General features: G+C 67.6%; 14 protein-coding genes. 5 read left to right on the forward strand and 9 right to left on the reverse strand.

Annotated elements, in window-relative coordinates; genetic code table 11:
• Positions 1–43 precede the first annotated feature (43 nt).
• Complete coding sequence (locus tag Q8K84_RS13915) at positions 44–1,063, reverse strand: TerC family protein (RefSeq protein WP_305283293.1); 1,020 nt, start codon at positions 1,061–1,063, stop codon at positions 44–46.
• A gap of 292 nt (positions 1,064–1,355) precedes the next feature.
• Complete coding sequence (gene rpsD / locus Q8K84_RS13920) at positions 1,356–1,973, reverse strand: 30S ribosomal protein S4 (RefSeq protein ID WP_305283294.1); 618 nt, start codon at positions 1,971–1,973, stop codon at positions 1,356–1,358.
• Between the two features lie 275 nt (positions 1,974–2,248).
• Between rpsD and Q8K84_RS13925 the strand changes: the two genes are divergently transcribed.
• A complete protein-coding gene (locus Q8K84_RS13925) occupies positions 2,249–5,005 on the forward strand; it encodes a cation-transporting P-type ATPase (protein WP_305283295.1) in 2,757 nt (918 codons plus the stop codon).
• On the opposite strand, the gene Q8K84_RS13930 is transcribed toward Q8K84_RS13925, so the two are convergent.
• The 4 genes from Q8K84_RS13930 to Q8K84_RS13945 form a co-directional block, all read right to left on the reverse strand.
• Positions 4,963–6,462 carry an L-lactate permease gene (locus Q8K84_RS13930; protein WP_305283296.1) on the reverse strand — a complete coding sequence of 500 codons (1,500 nt, stop codon included), beginning with the start codon at positions 6,460–6,462 and terminating at the stop codon, positions 4,963–4,965. The two genes, Q8K84_RS13925 and Q8K84_RS13930, sit on opposite strands and share 43 nt — an antisense overlap.
• Positions 6,459–7,472: a 2-hydroxyacid dehydrogenase gene (locus Q8K84_RS13935; protein WP_305283297.1), complete on the reverse strand. Its 1,014-nt coding sequence runs from the start codon at positions 7,470–7,472 to the stop codon at positions 6,459–6,461. Before Q8K84_RS13935 ends, Q8K84_RS13930 begins: the two co-directional genes overlap by 4 nt.
• Before the next feature lie 176 nt (positions 7,473–7,648).
• The gene (locus Q8K84_RS13940; protein ID WP_305283298.1) at positions 7,649–8,335 is read right to left on the reverse strand and encodes a ParA family protein; all 687 of its coding nucleotides are present in this window, start codon (positions 8,333–8,335) and stop codon (positions 7,649–7,651) included.
• 127 nt (positions 8,336–8,462) lie between these two features.
• Entirely contained in the window at positions 8,463–9,332 is an 870-nt protein-coding gene (locus Q8K84_RS13945; RefSeq protein ID WP_305283299.1) for an SDR family NAD(P)-dependent oxidoreductase, read from the reverse strand.
• Positions 9,333–9,466: 134 nt separating this feature from the next.
• Here Q8K84_RS13945 and Q8K84_RS13950 point away from each other — a divergent pair, with 134 nt between their 5' ends.
• Complete coding sequence (locus Q8K84_RS13950; RefSeq protein ID WP_305283300.1) at positions 9,467–9,883, forward strand: hypothetical protein; 417 nt, start codon at positions 9,467–9,469, stop codon at positions 9,881–9,883.
• Between the two features lie 61 nt (positions 9,884–9,944).
• Here the strand turns inward: Q8K84_RS13950 and Q8K84_RS13955 are convergent, their stop codons facing one another.
• The 3 genes from Q8K84_RS13955 to Q8K84_RS13965 all read right to left on the reverse strand — a co-directional run bounded on the left by Q8K84_RS13955 (position 9,945) and on the right by Q8K84_RS13965 (position 13,135).
• Positions 9,945–10,919, reverse strand: coding sequence for a methyltransferase (locus Q8K84_RS13955; protein ID WP_305283302.1), 975 nt, complete (start codon positions 10,917–10,919; stop codon positions 9,945–9,947).
• Positions 10,920–11,015: 96 nt separating this feature from the next.
• On the reverse strand, positions 11,016–12,260 hold the full coding sequence (locus tag Q8K84_RS13960; RefSeq protein WP_305283304.1) for a DUF1254 domain-containing protein: 1,245 nt from the start codon (positions 12,258–12,260) through the stop codon (positions 11,016–11,018).
• A 65-nt stretch (positions 12,261–12,325) separates the two neighbouring features.
• Positions 12,326–13,135 carry an RNA methyltransferase gene (locus Q8K84_RS13965; RefSeq protein ID WP_305283305.1) on the reverse strand — a complete coding sequence of 270 codons (810 nt, stop codon included), beginning with the start codon at positions 13,133–13,135 and terminating at the stop codon, positions 12,326–12,328.
• 65 nt (positions 13,136–13,200) lie between these two features.
• Between Q8K84_RS13965 and bla the strand changes: the two genes are divergently transcribed.
• The 3 genes from bla (at position 13,201) to Q8K84_RS13980 (ending at position 15,923) form a co-directional block, all read left to right on the forward strand.
• Positions 13,201–14,214, forward strand: coding sequence for a class A beta-lactamase (gene bla, locus Q8K84_RS13970; protein WP_305283306.1), 1,014 nt, complete (start codon positions 13,201–13,203; stop codon positions 14,212–14,214).
• Positions 14,215–14,327: 113 nt separating this feature from the next.
• Positions 14,328–14,603, forward strand: coding sequence for a hypothetical protein (locus Q8K84_RS13975; RefSeq protein ID WP_305283307.1), 276 nt, complete (start codon positions 14,328–14,330; stop codon positions 14,601–14,603).
• A gap of 105 nt (positions 14,604–14,708) precedes the next feature.
• On the forward strand, positions 14,709–15,923 hold the full coding sequence (locus tag Q8K84_RS13980; RefSeq protein WP_305283308.1) for an NADP-dependent isocitrate dehydrogenase: 1,215 nt from the start codon (positions 14,709–14,711) through the stop codon (positions 15,921–15,923).
• The last annotated feature ends 21 nt before the right edge of the window (positions 15,924–15,944 follow it).

Below are 15,944 nucleotides of genomic sequence, written 5' to 3' on the forward strand. Positions count from 1 at the left end.
CGGCCTGACCAAGCTTGGCAGGCCGACGGAGACCCGACCAGGGTCAGGACCCAGCGCCCTCGATCCCACCCTTGGGATGCTTGGGCTTGAGCAGCGAGAAGATCACCCCGCCGGCCAGCAGGCTGACTGTGATGGCCAGGGACCAGGGGGCCGGGAACTTGCCGCCGAAGAACAGGTCGCCGGCGAAGATCTTGAAGCCGATGAAGATCAGCACCAGGGCCAGGGCCACCTTCAGATAGTGGAAGCGGTGGACGGCGTTCTCCAGGGCGAAATAGAGCGCGCGCAGGCCCAGGATGGCGAAGATGTTGGAGGTGTAGACGATGTAGGGGTCCTGGGTGATGGCGAAGATGGCGGGCACGGAGTCCACCGCGAACACCAGGTCTGCGAACTCCACCAGCACCAGGGCCAGGAACAGGGGTGTGGCGAACAGCACCAGCTTGCCCGTCGTCGGATGCGGCTGGCGGACGAAGAACTTCGAGCCCTGGAAGTCGTCGGTCACCCGAAGCCGCGTGCGCAACCACTTCAGGATCGCATTCCCGCTGAGGTCATTGGCCTCGCCCGCGTCGGCGCTGAACGACTCCTTGAGCATCTTGGCGCCGGTGAACAGCAGGAAGGCGGCGAAGATGTAGAGCACCCAGGCGAAGTTCGTCACGAGGGCCGCGCCGAGCCCGATCATGATCGCCCGCAGGACGATCACCCCGAGGATGCCCCAGAACAGCACCCGGTGCTGCAATTCCCGCGGTACGGCGAAATAGGCCAGGATCAGGGAAATGACGAAGACATTGTCGAGGGCGAGCGTCAGCTCGAGCAGGTAGCCGGTATAGTACTCGACGGCCTTTTCGGACCCCAGGTCAAACCAGATCCACGCCCCGAAGCTCAGGCCAAGCGCGATATAGGCCGACGCCGCCTTCACCGACTCCGCCGGACCGATGATGTGGTCCTTGCGGTTGAACACCCCGAGATCGAGGGTCAGCACCGTCAGCACGATACCGAGGAACAGCAGCCACAGCCAAGTCGCGTGGCCGAGGAACGGCGATTGGAAAAATAGCAGGAGAGCGTCCATCGGACCCCGCACCTCTCATAGTCACGGCCCTGCGTCTGCGCCTGGAGAGTGAAGATCCGACATCATCGCGACCGCCGTCGCGACCAGAGGGGCCCGGACCGAGCCGCCCAGATAGTGGGGCCATGAGGCGCGGTCAACTGGCCATGCGCCCGCTGCGGCGTCGCGTCCGGATATGCGCCAGATAGGGCAAAGCCTGACCCGTCCCCACCAGACCAGACCGACTCGGGGGGCTGGCACGAAAAAGGGCCCCGGATTGCTCCGAGGCCCTTCAAAGTCGCAGGTGTTCGACGCCTTAGGAGGCGTAGAATTCGACCACGAGGTTCGGCTCCATCTTCACCGGATAGGGCACTTCGGCCAGTTCCGGCGCACGGATGAACTTGGCCGACAGGCCCTTGGCGTCGAGTTCGATATAGTCAGGAACCTCGCGCTCGCCCGAGGCCTGGGCTTCCAGCACCAGGGCCATGTTGCGCGAACGCTCACGCACCTCGACGACGTCGCCGGCCTTGACGCGATAGGACGGGATGTTGACGCGCTTGCCGTTCACCAGGACGTGGCCATGGTTCACGAACTGACGGGAAGCGAAGACGGTCGGCACGAACTTGGCGCGATAGACCACCGCATCCAGGCGCGATTCCAGCAGGGCGATGAGGTTTTCCGAGGTGTTGCCCTTGCGGCGCGCGGCCTCGGTATAGGTGCGGCTGAACTGCTTTTCGGTCAGGCTGCCGTAATAGCCCTTCAGCTTCTGCTTGGCGCGCAGCTGCAGGCCGAAATCGGAGACCTTGGACTTGCGGCGCTGGCCGTGCTGGCCAGGGCCGTAGGAGCGCTGGTTCACCGGCGACTTGGCGCGGCCCCAGATGTTCTCGCCCATACGGCGGTCGAGCTTGTACTTCGCGGAATGACGCTTGGTCATGGATCACTCTTCATCATCGACACGGCCCGGCGCTTCCGAGACTGGAGGCGCGATCGCAACGGCGGGATCCGTATCACCCGTAATAGATCTCGCACCGCGCGGAGACCCGCCGGTGGGAAGAGGCGGTGTATGGCGGCGGGCCAGGGGGGAGTCAAGACCCGGGTCGGCCCGGCCTTGCCAAGGCGCACAGGTCAAGCACCGTGGGATCGCCCTAGTGATCTCGGCGGGCCGTCTTCGCCGGTCGCGCGGAGACGTCCCGCCCTCAAGGACAGACCATGCCCCTGAAGACGCCCAGAAGACCCCCCGCAGCAGCCTCGGCGCGCCACGCTCAAAAGCCCTGGCACGCCCTGGAGCCAGCGGCCGTCCTCGAACAGCTGGAGACAACGCCAGAGGGCCTGGATCCTGCTGAGGCTGACCGACGGCTGGAGCGCCACGGCCCCAACGCCCTGCCGCAAGGTCCCGGTCGGCGCCCCCTGGTGGCCTTTCTGCGTCAGTTCCACAACCTGCTGATCTATGTGCTGATCGCCGCGGGTCTGCTGGCGGCCGTGATCGGCCACGTCACCGACGCCCTGGTCATCCTGGCCGTGGTCCTGGCCAACGCCCTGATCGGCTATATCCAGGAGGGCCGGGCCGAAAAGTCCCTGGAGGCTATCCGCGGCATGATCCAGCCCCACGCCTCGGTGATCCGGGGCGGGCGACGGATGACCATCGAGGCGCGATCGGTCGTTCCTGGCGACCTTGTCCTGCTGGAGGCCGGCGATCAGGTTCCGGCGGACCTGCGCCTGATCAAGTCTCGCAACCTGCGTATGGACGAGTCCCTCCTGACCGGAGAGTCCGTGGCGACGGACAAGACTGTCGCCCCCGCCCCGGCGGACGCGCCCTTGGGAGACCGGACCTCTATGGCCTTCTCCGGCGCCTTCGTGGCCGCTGGCCAGGGCGTTGGGGTGGTGACCGCCACTGGCCCCGATACGGAGCTTGGCCGCATCGGCGCCCTGATCGGGGGCGTGGAACAGCTAACCACGCCCCTGGTCCGGCAGATGAACCGGTTTGCCCAACAGATCACTGTGGCGGTCCTGGCCGCCTCGGCCTTCGTCTTCGCCTATGCGCATCTGATCGCCAAGTATCCGCTGAATGAGGCGTTCATGGTGGTGGTCGGCCTGGCCGTGGCGGCGATTCCAGAGGGCCTCCCCGCCGTCATGACCATCACCCTGGCCATTGGCGTGCAGCGCATGGCGAGCCGGAACGCCATCATCCGGCGGCTGCCCGCGGTGGAGACCCTTGGCGCGGTATCGGTGATCTGTTCCGACAAGACGGGCACCCTGACCCGCAACGAGATGATGGTCAGCTCGGTGGTCCTCGCCGCGGGGACCTATCAGGTCGATGGCGCCGGCTACGCTCCGACTGGGGAATTCCGCCTCGACAAGCGACAGGCTGACCCGTTGGCCGATCCCGTGTTGCAGGATCTCGCCCGCGCGGCCCTGTTGTGCAACGACGCACGCCTGTCGAACACCGAAACTGGCTGGCGGGTCGATGGCGATCCGATGGAAGGCGCCCTGGTGTCCCTGGCGCGCAAGGCGGGACTGGATTCCGCGGCCGCCCTCGACGCCTGGCCACGGCAGGATGAAATCCCGTTCGAGACCCGCCATCGATTCATGGCGACCCTGAACGATAGGCCGGGTCAGCCTCCCATCGCCTATGTGAAGGGCGCGCCGGAGCAGGTGCTGGAGATGTGCGGCCAGGTCGCCGGTCCGGGCGGACCAGAGCCTATCGACCAGGCCCGCTGGCGCGACCAGATCGAAGCCCTGGCGGCTCACGGACAACGGGTGCTGGCCCTCGCCCAGCGGGTCATGCCGGCCGGAACCGTGGCCATCACCGGTGAGGATGTCGGCGCCGGGCTGACCCTGCTGGGGCTGGTCGGCCTGATCGACCCCCCGCGGCCGGAGGCGATCGCGGCCATCGCCGAGTGCCGGGACGCCGGCATTCGCGTCAAGATGATCACGGGCGATCATGTGGCCACAGCCCGGGCCATCGCCATACAGCTCGGCCTGGACGAAGCGCCCCGCGCCCTCACGGGCCAGGATCTCGACGGCTTGAGCGAGGAAGACTTCGGGCGGGAGGCGCGGGTGGCCACGGTGTTCGCCCGCACGACGCCCGAGCACAAGCTGCGCCTCGTCGAGGCGCTTCAGATCGACGGCTCGGTCATCGCCATGACCGGCGACGGGGTCAATGACGCGCCAGCTCTGAAGCGCGCCGATGTCGGCGTCGCCATGGGCGGCAAGGGCACCGAGGCCGCCAAGGCGGCCAGCGAAATGGTCCTGGCCGACGACAACTTCGCCTCGATCGTCTCGGCCGTGCGCGAGGGTCGGACGGTCTATGACAATCTGACCAAGGTCATCACCTGGACCCTGCCCACCAATGGGGGCGAGGCTCTGACCATCATATTGGCGCTGCTCCTGGGCCTGACCCTGCCGGTGACCCCGGTGCAGATTCTCTGGATCAACATGGTCACCGCCGTGGCGCTTGGTCTGACCCTGGCCTTCGAGCCGCCAGAGCCCGGCGTCATGCGCCGCCCGCCCCGCCCCGCCCAGCAGCGCCTCCTGTCAGGACGGCTGCTCTGGCGGGTGACCTTCGTCTCGGTCCTGATGGTGGCCGGAGCGTTTGGCATTTTCGCCTGGGCCGTGGGCCGGGGCCTGTCGGTGGAGACCGCTCGGACCATGGTGGTGAACACCCTGGTGGTGATGGAGATCTTCTACCTGTTCAGCGTCCGCTATGTTCATGGCGCATCCCTGACCTGGCAGGGGGTGCTGGGCACGCCGGCGGTCCTGATGGGTGTGGCCGGCGTGGTCGTCGCGCAGTTGGCCTTCACCTACGCCCCGGTGCTGCAGAGCGTCTTCGGCAGCCGGCCGATCGCCCTGGGGGACGGCCTGGTGATCGTCGCCGTTGGCGTGATTCTGCTGTTCGTGGTCGAATTCGAGAAGCTGATTCATCGTCAGGTGAGCAGGAAAGCCAGGACCCCTGCCGCGGCCAGATAGAACAGGCAAATCCCAGCCGTCTGGCGTAGCACCGCCCCTTCCTCGCCCTTCAGCCCGACCGTGGCGGCGCCGGCGATGATGTTGTGCGGACTGATGATATTGCCGACCCCTGCGCCCACGCCCTGGGCGGCGGCCATCCTTGTCTGCGGGAGGTCTAGCGCCTCGGCCGTCGCCGTCTGGAAAGGTGTCAGCAGGATGTTCGAGGCGGTGGCCGAGCCGGTCACGAAGGCGCCCAAGGCCCCGATGGACGGCGCCAGAAGCGGCCAGATTCCCGCCGATCCGGCCGCCGCCCCCGCCAGGGCCGCGATCATGCCGGAATGCACCATGATCCGGGACAGGGCGAGCATGACAAACAGGGCCAGAGCGACCGGTCCGAGGCGCGCGACCGCCGCTGCGGCGGCCTCGGCGAAATCGCCCCAGTTGCGGCCCTGGGCTATCCCCCCCAGCACAAGCCCCGCGGCCAGAACGCCCCCTGGATGATAGAGGGGTGATAGACGCCCACCGAACACCTCCCCCAGCGACCAGGTGATCGCCAGACCCTGGAGCGTCTGGGCGAGAGGGCCAATCAGGCGCGTCGCCAACACCAGCAGAACGATCACCCCGTAGGGCAGCAGGGCCCGGACGACGGACCGGCCCTGAAGATCCAGCCGCCCCCTCGCCTCTGGGCGGCGCCGCCTGGCGCTGAACAGGGCGAACAGCCCCCCGCCGATCAGCGCGCCGCCCGCCGTCGGGAGTTCGGGCCCCACCCACAGAGCCAGAGCCAGAAAGGGCAGGTAGAAGCAGACGGCCGCCGCGATCCCCATCAGCCCGTCCCGCACCGTCGGGGGCCGTTCGCCGGCGAGCCAGATCAGGGCCGCCAGCAGGAACCAACCAAGGGCCAGGTTCAGAAGGGCGGTCTCCTGCCCGATCGCGAGGGCTGAGGCCCCCATCAGTTCGGCCTGGGCCAGGATCGGAGTCCCCAAGGCGCCGAACGAGACGCCGGCCGCGTGCCCGAGGAGGGCCAGAACCACCGCGCGCACAGGGGGGAAGCCCAGCCCCGCCAGGAGGGGTGCGGTCAGGGCGACAGGGACGCCGAACCCGGCTGCGCCCTCCATGAACAGGCCAAAAAACCAAGCGATCAACACCACCTGGGTCCTGGGATCGGGCGAGATACGCCCCACCGCTTCCCGCAGGACCAGCAGGGCGCCCGACCTCGACTGAAGCTCATGCAGCACCAGCGCCGGGAAGATGATCCAGAGGATGGAGAGACTGGTGAAGCCCGCCTCCAGGAGGGCTCCTCCGGACATGCCGGCTGGTCCAAACGGCGCGGCCTGTCCCTGACCGAGCCCGAAGACGGTCCAGGCCAGCCCCACGGCGACGACGAGCCCCGCCAGGCCCGCTGAACCGGCCCGCCACTTCAGGCCGAGCATCAACCCGACCACCGCCCCCAGGGGCAGGAGCGCCAGGACTGCGGTCACGGCGCGGCCGGGGCAGGCTCCAGGGTCACCTCATGCAGGGCGCGGCCGGTGGATTCGAAGGCGGTGACATTGGCTAGCGTAATCTGTGCGATCGCCTCGAGCGCCTCGCGGGTGAAGAAGGCCTGATGGCCGGTGACCAGTACATTGGGGAAGGTCAGCAGGCGCGCGAACACATCATCGTCGATGAAGCGCGCCGAGCGGTCCTCGAAGAACAGCCCCGCCTCCTCCTCATAGACATCAAGCCCGAGGCTGCCGACGGCCCCGCTCTTCAGCCCGGCGATCACGGCGACCGTGTCCACCACCGCCCCGCGGCTTGTGTTGATCAGCATGACGCCGGGCTTCATCCGCGCGATCGCCGGGCCGTCAATCAGGTGCCGCGTCGCCTCAGTCAGAGGACAGTGCAGGCTGACGATATCGCATCGCGACAGCAATTCCTCCACTGGCAGGTAGGTGACGCCCTGCTCGAGAAGCTGCCGATTGGGGCTGGGATCGTGGGCCACAACCTCACAGCCGAAGCCGAGCAGAATCTCACAGACGATCTGACCGATGGCGCCGGTGCCCACCACCCCGGCGGTCTTGCCCTTCAGGTCAAAGCCGAGCAGGCCATCGAGGGCGAAGTTCCCCTCGCGCACCCGGTTAAAGGCCCTGTGGGTCTTCCGATTGAGGGTCAGGATCAGGGCCAGGGTGTGCTCGGCCACCGCATGGGGGGAATAGGCCGGGACCCGGCATACGGTGATCCTGCAATCCTGGGCGGCGGCGACGTCCACATTGTTGAAGCCCGAGGCGCGCAGGGCCACCAGTCGCAGGCCTTCGGCCTGCATGTCCCGCAGCAGGTCTGCATTGAGTTCGTCATTGACGAAGACGCAGACAGCCTCAAATCCCGCCGCCAGACGCCGGGTGGCCGGCGACAGTGGCGCCTCGAAGAACACCAGCTCGTGCTCAAGCCCCGCATTGGCCTCGGACAGGAACTGCTGGTCATAGGGGCGGGCGCTGAACACGGCGATGCGCATGAAGACCTCCTGGTCTGGAGCCAAAGCCGGGGGGGCGAGGCGGCCCGCGCCTGCAGGCAAATCCGGGCTGCCCCGCAGGGCCAGCTCGACGTCGGGACTGTAGCCGTCCGACGGTGGACGGGGCCTTGCGATTGATCAAGACCTCAGGCGGACGTGCGTCGCGGCAGGACTTGGGCTCAAACGGTGGAAAGCGCCGTCGGACGGGCCGCATCATTGGCCGGCCGCAGCGCCTGGATCTCCCCGCGCAGGCGCCCCAGCACCTGTTCGGCCAGGGCGCGGGTCTCCGTAGCCGCCTGCCCCGTGGGCTCCCATTCGGTGACCCCCAGGCCATAGGACAACGCCGCCTGATAGGCCTGACGCACCCGCAGGGTGACGCCCGCCACCGGCACGCCGGCAAATCGCAACGCCTCAATGGCGCCAGTCACCACCCGCGCTTCCCGGCCTTGGCGGGGTGATGGGCATTGATTCAGGACGATGACTCCTGGCGCCCGGAGCTGGCGGAGCAGTTCGACCGTCTTGAGCGCCGCAGCCAGGTCCAGATAGGTGGGCCGGGCCACCACCAGGCAGATGTCCGCCACCTTGATGGCCGCGACAATGTCAGCCTCAGGCGAGGCCGGTGTGTCGATCACCAGCACATCACAGCCGCTGCGACGTGAGGCCGTCACCAGGGCGAAGAGCTTGGACGCCGAGGTCTCGACCACCGCGAGGCTGTGGGCGCGGAGGGCTTCGCTGGAGGACCGCAGCGGATCAGCATCCGCCAGCACCGCTCTTTGGCCACCGTCCCGAAGGGCCGCGGCAAGATTGACCGCCACAGTCGACTTGCCAGCGCCGCCCTTACGCGAAATGACCGCCACGGTCTGCATGATCGCCTCCCCGGGAGAGACCCTAGGACCAACTTATCCACAGAGACAAGATGTCACACCCTAGGGGTGTCACGCCGTCCGCGGTTCGCGCCCAGAGAGGGCGCCAGGCGGGTGGCGCGCCGGGAAACTAGGCGCGCACCCCCCCATCGACCCGCAGGTCTTCGCCAGTGACGTAGCTGGCGGCGCTGTCGGCCAGATACATCACCGCATGGGCGATCTCTTCGGGCTGACCGGCCCGGCCGGCTGGCGTTCGGGCCCCGGAAGCCTGGGCGGCGCCGCCCCCCATCATCGGGGTGTCGATGGGGCCAGGCGAGACAGCGTTGACGCGGATATTGTCGCTGGCCAGTTGCAGGGCGGCCGAGCGGGTCAGGCTCAGCACGCCAGCCTTGGACAGGGCGTAGGACATGACCGGCCCCGAGCCCACATAGCCCAGGACCGAGGCTGTGTTGATGATCGACCCGCCGCCCCGAGCCTTCAGCGCCGGCGCCTGATGGTTGATGCAGCGGACCACGCCTTCCAGGTTGGTGGCCATGATGTCGTTGTGCACGGCCCAGTCGAATTGCGGCCCCATGTCGCCTGACCGCCCGGCGATCCCCGCATTGTTGAAGGCGATGTCCAGGCCGCCGAACGCCTCGACGCAGGCCGCGACGAGGCCTGAGACATCGGCCTCCACCCGTACGTCAGCACGACGATAGACCGCCTGACCGCCTGCAGCCGTGATCTCGGCCGCAACTTCCCGGCCCAGCGCCTCACGGCGCCCGCAGAACATCACCTGGGCCCCTTCCAGCGCAAAGGCCTTGGCCGTGGCCCGGCCAATGCCGGAGGTAGCCCCGGTGACCAGCACGACCTTTCCGGAGAAGCGGCCATTCCGCGCCATGGACGTCGCCCCGACGGGCGGGGTCTTCAGGTCCGCGGCGGCGGCGGATTGGGCGGCCAGGGCCGCCAAGCCCACGCCTCCGGCCATCAGAGCGCGGCGTGAGGGTGCGGCGTCAGTCATCATATCCTCCTAGTGCGGGCCTGGGGCGAACACCCCGGCGTCGCTCTGCATCGCCTCTGGCGGGCGTCCCGCCGATCATGGGCTAGGCCATGGCTTGGCTGCAACCTTGCCAGCCCCTCGCTCATTTGCAGCAGATGATCACAGGTTCTCGACGTACAGCCCTCGCGCTTGGCCTGACCTCAGTCCTGCTATCAGGCTGCCTGGTCGCCACGCCGGCGGACATGGAGGTTCCAAGCCCCGACGGCCAGTTCCATCTGGAGGTGAGCTTCGCCGGCGGCGGCCTGACCCTGCGGCCGAGCCTCGCCGCCGAGGTCTCCCTTCGCCACGCGAGCGGCGCCGAGAGCGCCCTGGCCACCCTGAGCCCGGTGCGCGGCATGGAGATTGTCTGGAGTGGGCCACGAGCCCTGCGCATATGCGCCCAGGACGCCGCCCCCCCGCCGGACGGCCCGGTCACCGTACAGACGCCGACAGGTCCGGAAACCTTCGCCGTCAGCTACGGCTGCCCGGCGCGCGCCTCGCCAGCGCAGGGCCCGCAGCCGGAGACGAATTAGGGAGGCAGGACGCTGACCAAGCGGCGCCCGTGGCGCTCCCCCTCCGGCGAGCCGCCCAATGTCAGGCGGCGTTCCCGCGCCGACGCACGGTCAGCCCAACCGCCGCGATGCGCTCCACATCGGCATAGGCCGGGTCGCTCAGTTGTTCCCCAAAGATGTCGGGATCTAGCTCCCGATACCCCACATCAAAGGGTCCGGGGGCCAGCATCGCCTCCACGGCTCGACGAAATCGATCCACGCCATTCACGATGGCGCTGCCCGTATAGAGGAGAAGCCTGCCGTCCGGCGCGAGCCTGTCTACAGCCGCCCTGGCCCAGTCGAGCGAAATCCGCGCGCCATGCAAATCCCCGCCGTCGCGATAGGGGCGCCCTTCATCGCCCGCGATAAAGGGCGGATTGGCGATGACGACGTCGAGGGAGCCTTCGACGCCCTCAAGGCCCTCGCCCAGCACCAACTCCACCTCGCACTGGGCCTGACTGGTGTTAACTCGCGCCAGGCTCAGGGCTGCCGGGTTGATGTCTGTGAGGATCGCGCGCGCCGGCCGGACCAGGTCGCAGGCGACAACGGCGCCGGCCCCCGACCCGGTCCCGATATCGACCAAAACCCCACCTGCAGCCGGAGCGCCTGCGAGTTCCTCCCTGAGGAATGAGGCGAAGCGGTAGGTGTCTGGACCGAAGAAAACGGCGTCCGCCTCGGTCGTAGGAAAGGCCGAGTGGAGGAAGAGATTTCCCTCCAGCGAGGCGACGCGAACCCGACTCCGGAGACGCCCCTCTTCCTCCGCGAGCAGGCCTCCCCGCCTCAGAACGTCAAGCAACCGGCCAGGAAGGAGGTCGGGCGAAAAGGCGAGGCTCCATCCGAATACGTCGCGCAGGGTCCTTGCTTCCCGTTCAGGGTCGCGCTGCAGGACACGGCGGTGCGTCGCTGGCGAGGGCGGTACGAAGTGGTGCCCCACCCCATGCAGGAACTCGAGCAGGCTGCGCAGATGGGGCTCAGAAGCCCCGTCCAGGTCGCGAAGGGAAAGGGCGCGAAGGGTCATGATCCAGCCAACGCGCGAAGGTGGCGTTGGGAGCCAACCCAAAGTTTGCGCGCCGTTCGAGCGCAGCCAGAATTGCCAGCTGCGAATTCTTGCAGGCTAGTCCACAGCCTCGACCGGCGGCAGGCGATAGGCGCCGTCCAGCAGTTCGGCCTTGGGCAGATAGGCCCGCATGAAGAGCGCAAAGGGGCCGGAGGGCGCCGGCAGCCAGTTGGCCTCACGACCCTCGCCCGGGCTCTGGCTGCCGATCCAGATGTCCAGGGAGCCGTCTTCGTTATAGGCCAGGCCCTCGGTGCGGTCGCCGATCGCGTACCGGTCCAGGCGATTGTCGGCGAAGAAGAACTGCCCCTCATCGGTCGCCTCATAGAGGCTAAGCGACCAGAAGGAGTTCACCGGCGGCAGGCGCCCGGCGGGGAAGTGCAGCCGGTAGGATTTCAGGCCGTCATAGAGCCCGCGGGGCTGATCGCCCCGGGCGCGCATGTAGAGCGCCTCCACTGGCGGGAGGGCGGCGAGCCCCCCCAGGGCTACGGCGGCCCGGTAGGGATAGTTCTGGCCAAAGTCCCCCAGGGAGGCGCTGGGATAGGACCAGCCCTCGACAAAATGGTCCCCAGTTAATCCGCCCCGGCGGACGGCAACCCTTGCTTCGGCGAGGCCCGCCTCGATTTCGGCGGCCTCCTCGGTCGAGAACCGGCTGGCGTCAAAGCCGGACTCAAGCCCCAGCGGCGCAATCTCCTCGAGCAGCGCGCGATCGGTCACCGGCGGCGGGTTGGCCGCCATCAGGGCCGACAGGGCCGCAAAATAGTCCTGCCAAGGCGCGCTGCGCTTAACCGCTGGCGGCGGCGTTGGGGCGGCAGGACCCTGGATCGACAGGCCCGATTGCACCTGCCGGGCAGCCTCAAGATCGGCCGTGCTATAGACCACGATCCGCGCCAGGGCCCAGACATGGTTGGTGGGCGATCGCACCACATGGGCGTCGGCCGCTGCGTGGGGGCCGACGAGCGTGAAAGTTCCACCGTTGGGTCCGGTGGTCCGCGTCCCCAGGATGGCGAAATTGTTGGAATAGGCGTCCATCAGCGCCAGGGAGAAATAGCGGTCGCCCGTGGCCGGCAGGCTCAGGGTCACCGGCCCCTGAGACAGGTCCAGCTGCGCCGAGGAATAGAGGGTGTCATTGTTGGGGGTGGTGACCGCCCGATGCTTGGGGGTCGCCAGGGCCCGTACATGGCCGATGGTGTTCAGGCTCTGGCCGAACGACAGACCCCTGGCCCGGGTGGCGGCGATCTCGATCAACGGCAGGCCGTAGAGCCACGCCTTCATCGCCGCCGTCTTCAAGTCTGGTCCCGACACTGCGCTCTCCCCGACCGCCGTTAGGTTATCATTGATCTCCTATGAGATCGGTCGGCGGCTCTGCGTCAAGTCTCGGGGTCAGCCGTCCCGCCGCCTGCCTCCCGCTCGGCCTTCTGGCGGGCGAGCTTGTCCAGCACCCGGCCACGACCTCGCGACAGCGCCGTCACCACGCCCCGGAAGGTCCGCACCTCCTGGTCGCTAAAGCTGGCGCGGCCGAGGGCTGAGCGCAGGTTCTGGATCATGGAGGGCCGCTTTTCCGGGGGGTGGAAAAAACCCGCAGCGTCCAGCTCGGCTTCCAGATGCCCATAGAGCCCCATCATCGCCGCATGATCGGCCGGCTCAGGTCCATCGCGGAATTTGGGCGGCGGGCCTGCGGCCTGAGTCAGGCGCCATTCGTAGGCTGTGAGGGCCACGGCCTGGGCGAGATTGAGGGAATGGAACCGCGGGTCCACTGGTACGGTCACCACCGCCTGGCACAGGGCCACGTCGGCCGTCTCCAACCCCGCCCGCTCGGCGCCGAACAGCAGGCCCACCTTCTGGCCGGCCGCCACACGGCCTGCGAGCTCGCCGGCCGCCTCCCGTGGGGTCATCACGGGTAGCTGCAGCTCCCGTGGCCGGGCGGTGGTGGCGAACACCACCTTCAGGTCAGCTGCGGCTTCCGCCACGCTTGAGAACACCCGCGCCCCATCCAGCGGCCAGTCGGCGCCCGACGCCGAGGCCCAGGCGCGGTCCTGCGGCCAGCCATCTCGAGGATTGACCAGTCGCAGCTCCTCCAGGCCGAAATTGGCCATCACCCGGGCCACGGCCCCAATGTTCTCGGCCAGTTGGGGGGCGGACAGGATAATGGTAGGCGCAGGGGCGGAACTTACAGTCATGCGGGCGTTTTCGTTCCTATGGGACGTGCCGCGCAAGCCTTTCGCGGCCTCCGGAGTAATTCCCTATGCGTCACCTCCTCCTGCTGGCCGCTGTTGCCCTGGTCGGGGCGTGCGATCCTGGCATGCCGCAAACCGTTTCCACCACACCGCCCCTCGACGCCGAGCGCCTGGATGAGGTGGGCGCCGAACTGCTCGCCCGCACCGCGCCGGCCCGGCTGGGGGTGGCCATGATGAACCTGGAGAATGGCGAGCTGTGGGCGATCAACGGCAGTGACCGCTTCCCCATGCAGAGTGTCTTCAAGGCGCCCCTGGCCGCCGCGGTTCTGGCGGAGGTCGACGCCGGCCGCCTGTCCCTGGATGAGACCGTGACCCTCAACGACGCTGATCTGTCGCCGCCATTCAGTGCGGTGGCCGCGGCCTATCCCGGCCGGCGGGACTATACGATCGCCGATCTTCTCACCCTCAGCACGGGCGCAAGCGACAATACCGCCGCCGATCTGTTGATGCGCAGGATTGGCGGGCCCGGCGCCGTCACCGCCTGGCTGCGCGGGCATGGGATCGACCACATGCGGGTCGACCGGTATGAGCGACAGCTCCAACCGGAGATTTCCGGCATGGGCTCGTTTCGCCCGGCCTGGAAGAGCGAGGCGGCCTATGGCGAGGTTCTCGCTGCGACCCCGGCCGAAACCCGCCGCACCGCGACCGCCCGCTATCTGAATGACCCCCGCGACACCACCTCGCCCCGGGACGCGCTTCTTTTCCTGGCCAAGCTGGCGCGGGGGGAGTTGCTCTCGGAGGCGTCTACCGCGCGCTTGCTGCAAATCATGGAGGAGACCCCCACGGGGGCCAATCGCCTGGCGGCAGGACTGCCCGACGATGCGCGGCTGGCCCACAAGACCGGAACCGCGCGGACTGACCTCGGGCTCAATCCGGCGACCAACGACATCGGCCTGATCACCCTGGCTGACGGCCGGCGGTATGTGGTCGCGGTCTTCCTGTCCGGCTCCACCAAGTCCGAAGCCGAGCGCGAGGCGGTGATCGCCGACGTCGCCCGGGCCGTGACCAAAGCCGTCCGCTAGGGACCCGCCCCCGGCCGTCCAGGGCCTAGACGGCGAATCGCCGCCACCAGACGAACAGCGCTTCCCAGCGGTCCGAAGACGCGAACAGCGGCTGAACGGCGCTCAAGGAGAGATTGGAGCAGGTCGCCCCCACTCGGGTGCAGGGGCGTAGCGCGAAGGCTGTCGACTGCCTGACCGTCCACCAGGAGCGTCGAGACCGCAATGAACAGCTCCTGCCCACCGTCAGGGCCGAAGTGGCGGAAATCGCTGATGTGTCCCTGAAGGCGGCCTCGCCCATGGGAGGACAGAAAGTCCCATGGCTCGGCGACAAGCAGCAGAACGGGTGCCCCTACAAGGGCGTTACGGGTGGCGGGGGTTTCCACGGAGACCTAACGACTGAAACGCGATGACGATCCCGTGTCGCGCAAGATTGCGTCCATCCTGGCTTTGCGCCCCGGCGCAGGCCTTGTATACGGCCTCAACCCCTCAATTCCGCCACGGAGCGCGCCTCGCCTATGGCCAAGATCAAAGTCGCCAATCCCGTCGTCGATATCGACGGGGACGAGATGACCCGGATCATCTGGAAGATGATCAAGGACAAGCTCATCTTCCCCCATCTCGACCTCGACATCGCCTATTACGATCTGGGCATCGAGTATCGGGACAAGACCGACGACAAGGTCACCGTCGAGGCCGCCGAGGCCATCCAGAAGTATGGCGTCGGCATCAAGTGCGCCACCATCACCCCGGACGAAGCCCGGGTTGAGGAGTTCGGCCTCAAGCAGATGTGGCGTTCGCCCAACGGCACCATCCGCAACATTCTCGGCGGCGTGGTTTTCCGTGAGCCGATCATCTGCAAGAACGTCCCGCGCCTGATCCCCGGCTGGACCCAGCCGATCATCGTCGGCCGCCACGCCTATGGCGACCAGTACCGGGCCACCGACTTCCTGGTGCCCGGCAAGGGCAAGATGACCATTCGCTGGGAAGGCGAGAGCGGCGACGTCATCGAGCGCGAAGTGTTCAACTATCCGGGCTCGGGCGTGGCCATGGCCATGTACAATCTGGACGACTCGATCCGCGAGTTCGCCGAGGCCTGCCTGGCCTATGGCCTGGACCGCAAATACCCGGTCTATCTCTCCACCAAGAACACCATCCTCAAGGCCTATGACGGCCGCTTCAAAGACATCTTCGCCGAGGTTTTCGAAGCCAAGTACGCCGAGAAGTACAAGGCCGCCGGCATCGTCTACGAGCATCGCCTGATCGACGACATGGTCGCCTCGGCCCTGAAGTGGTCCGGCGGCTTCATCTGGGCGGCCAAGAACTATGATGGCGACGTTCAGTCCGACCAGGTGGCCCAGGGCTTCGGCTCGCTGGGGCTGATGACCTCGGTGCTGATCACTCCCGATGGCAAGACCCTGGAGGCCGAGGCCGCCCACGGCACGGTCACCCGCCACTATCGCCAGCATCAGCGCGGCGAGAGCACCTCGACCAACTCCATCGCCTCGATCTTCGCCTGGACCCGCGGCCTGGAGCACCGGGCCAAGCTGGACGGCAATGAAGCCCTGGCCAAGTACGCCAAGACCCTGGAAGAAGTCTGCGTCTCCACCGTGGAAAGCGGTTCGATGACCAAGGACCTCGCCCTGCTGGTGGGCGACACCCAGGGCTGGCTGACCACGGAAGGCTTCATCGACAAGGTGGCCGCCAACCTCGAAAAGGCCCTGGCCGCTTAAGGCCTGAGCCCGCGCTTTTGA

This window comes from Phenylobacterium sp., assembly GCF_030679875.1.
In the GTDB taxonomy this organism is placed as follows: Bacteria; Pseudomonadota; Alphaproteobacteria; order Caulobacterales; family Caulobacteraceae; genus Phenylobacterium.

What these genes read in the sequence shown, in the direction of transcription:
- Q8K84_RS13915 (WP_305283293.1), bottom strand. Translation starts at nt 1,063, where the DNA reads ATGGACGCTCTCCTGCTATTTTTCCAATCGCCGTTCCTCGGCCACGCG.
- rpsD (WP_305283294.1), bottom strand. Translation starts at nt 1,973, where the DNA reads ATGACCAAGCGTCATTCCGCGAAGTACAAGCTCGACCGCCGTATGGGC.
- Q8K84_RS13925 (WP_305283295.1), top strand. Translation starts at nt 2,249, where the DNA reads ATGCCCCTGAAGACGCCCAGAAGACCCCCCGCAGCAGCCTCGGCGCGC.
- Q8K84_RS13935 (WP_305283297.1), bottom strand. Translation starts at nt 7,472, where the DNA reads ATGCGCATCGCCGTGTTCAGCGCCCGCCCCTATGACCAGCAGTTCCTG.
- Q8K84_RS13940 (WP_305283298.1), bottom strand. Translation starts at nt 8,335, where the DNA reads ATGCAGACCGTGGCGGTCATTTCGCGTAAGGGCGGCGCTGGCAAGTCG.
- Q8K84_RS13945 (WP_305283299.1), bottom strand. Translation starts at nt 9,332, where the DNA reads ATGACTGACGCCGCACCCTCACGCCGCGCTCTGATGGCCGGAGGCGTG.
- Q8K84_RS13950 (WP_305283300.1), top strand. Translation starts at nt 9,467, where the DNA reads ATGATCACAGGTTCTCGACGTACAGCCCTCGCGCTTGGCCTGACCTCA.
- Q8K84_RS13955 (WP_305283302.1), bottom strand. Translation starts at nt 10,919, where the DNA reads ATGACCCTTCGCGCCCTTTCCCTTCGCGACCTGGACGGGGCTTCTGAG.
- Q8K84_RS13965 (WP_305283305.1), bottom strand. Translation starts at nt 13,135, where the DNA reads ATGACTGTAAGTTCCGCCCCTGCGCCTACCATTATCCTGTCCGCCCCC.
- bla (WP_305283306.1), top strand. Translation starts at nt 13,201, where the DNA reads ATGCGTCACCTCCTCCTGCTGGCCGCTGTTGCCCTGGTCGGGGCGTGC.
- Q8K84_RS13980 (WP_305283308.1), top strand. Translation starts at nt 14,709, where the DNA reads ATGGCCAAGATCAAAGTCGCCAATCCCGTCGTCGATATCGACGGGGAC.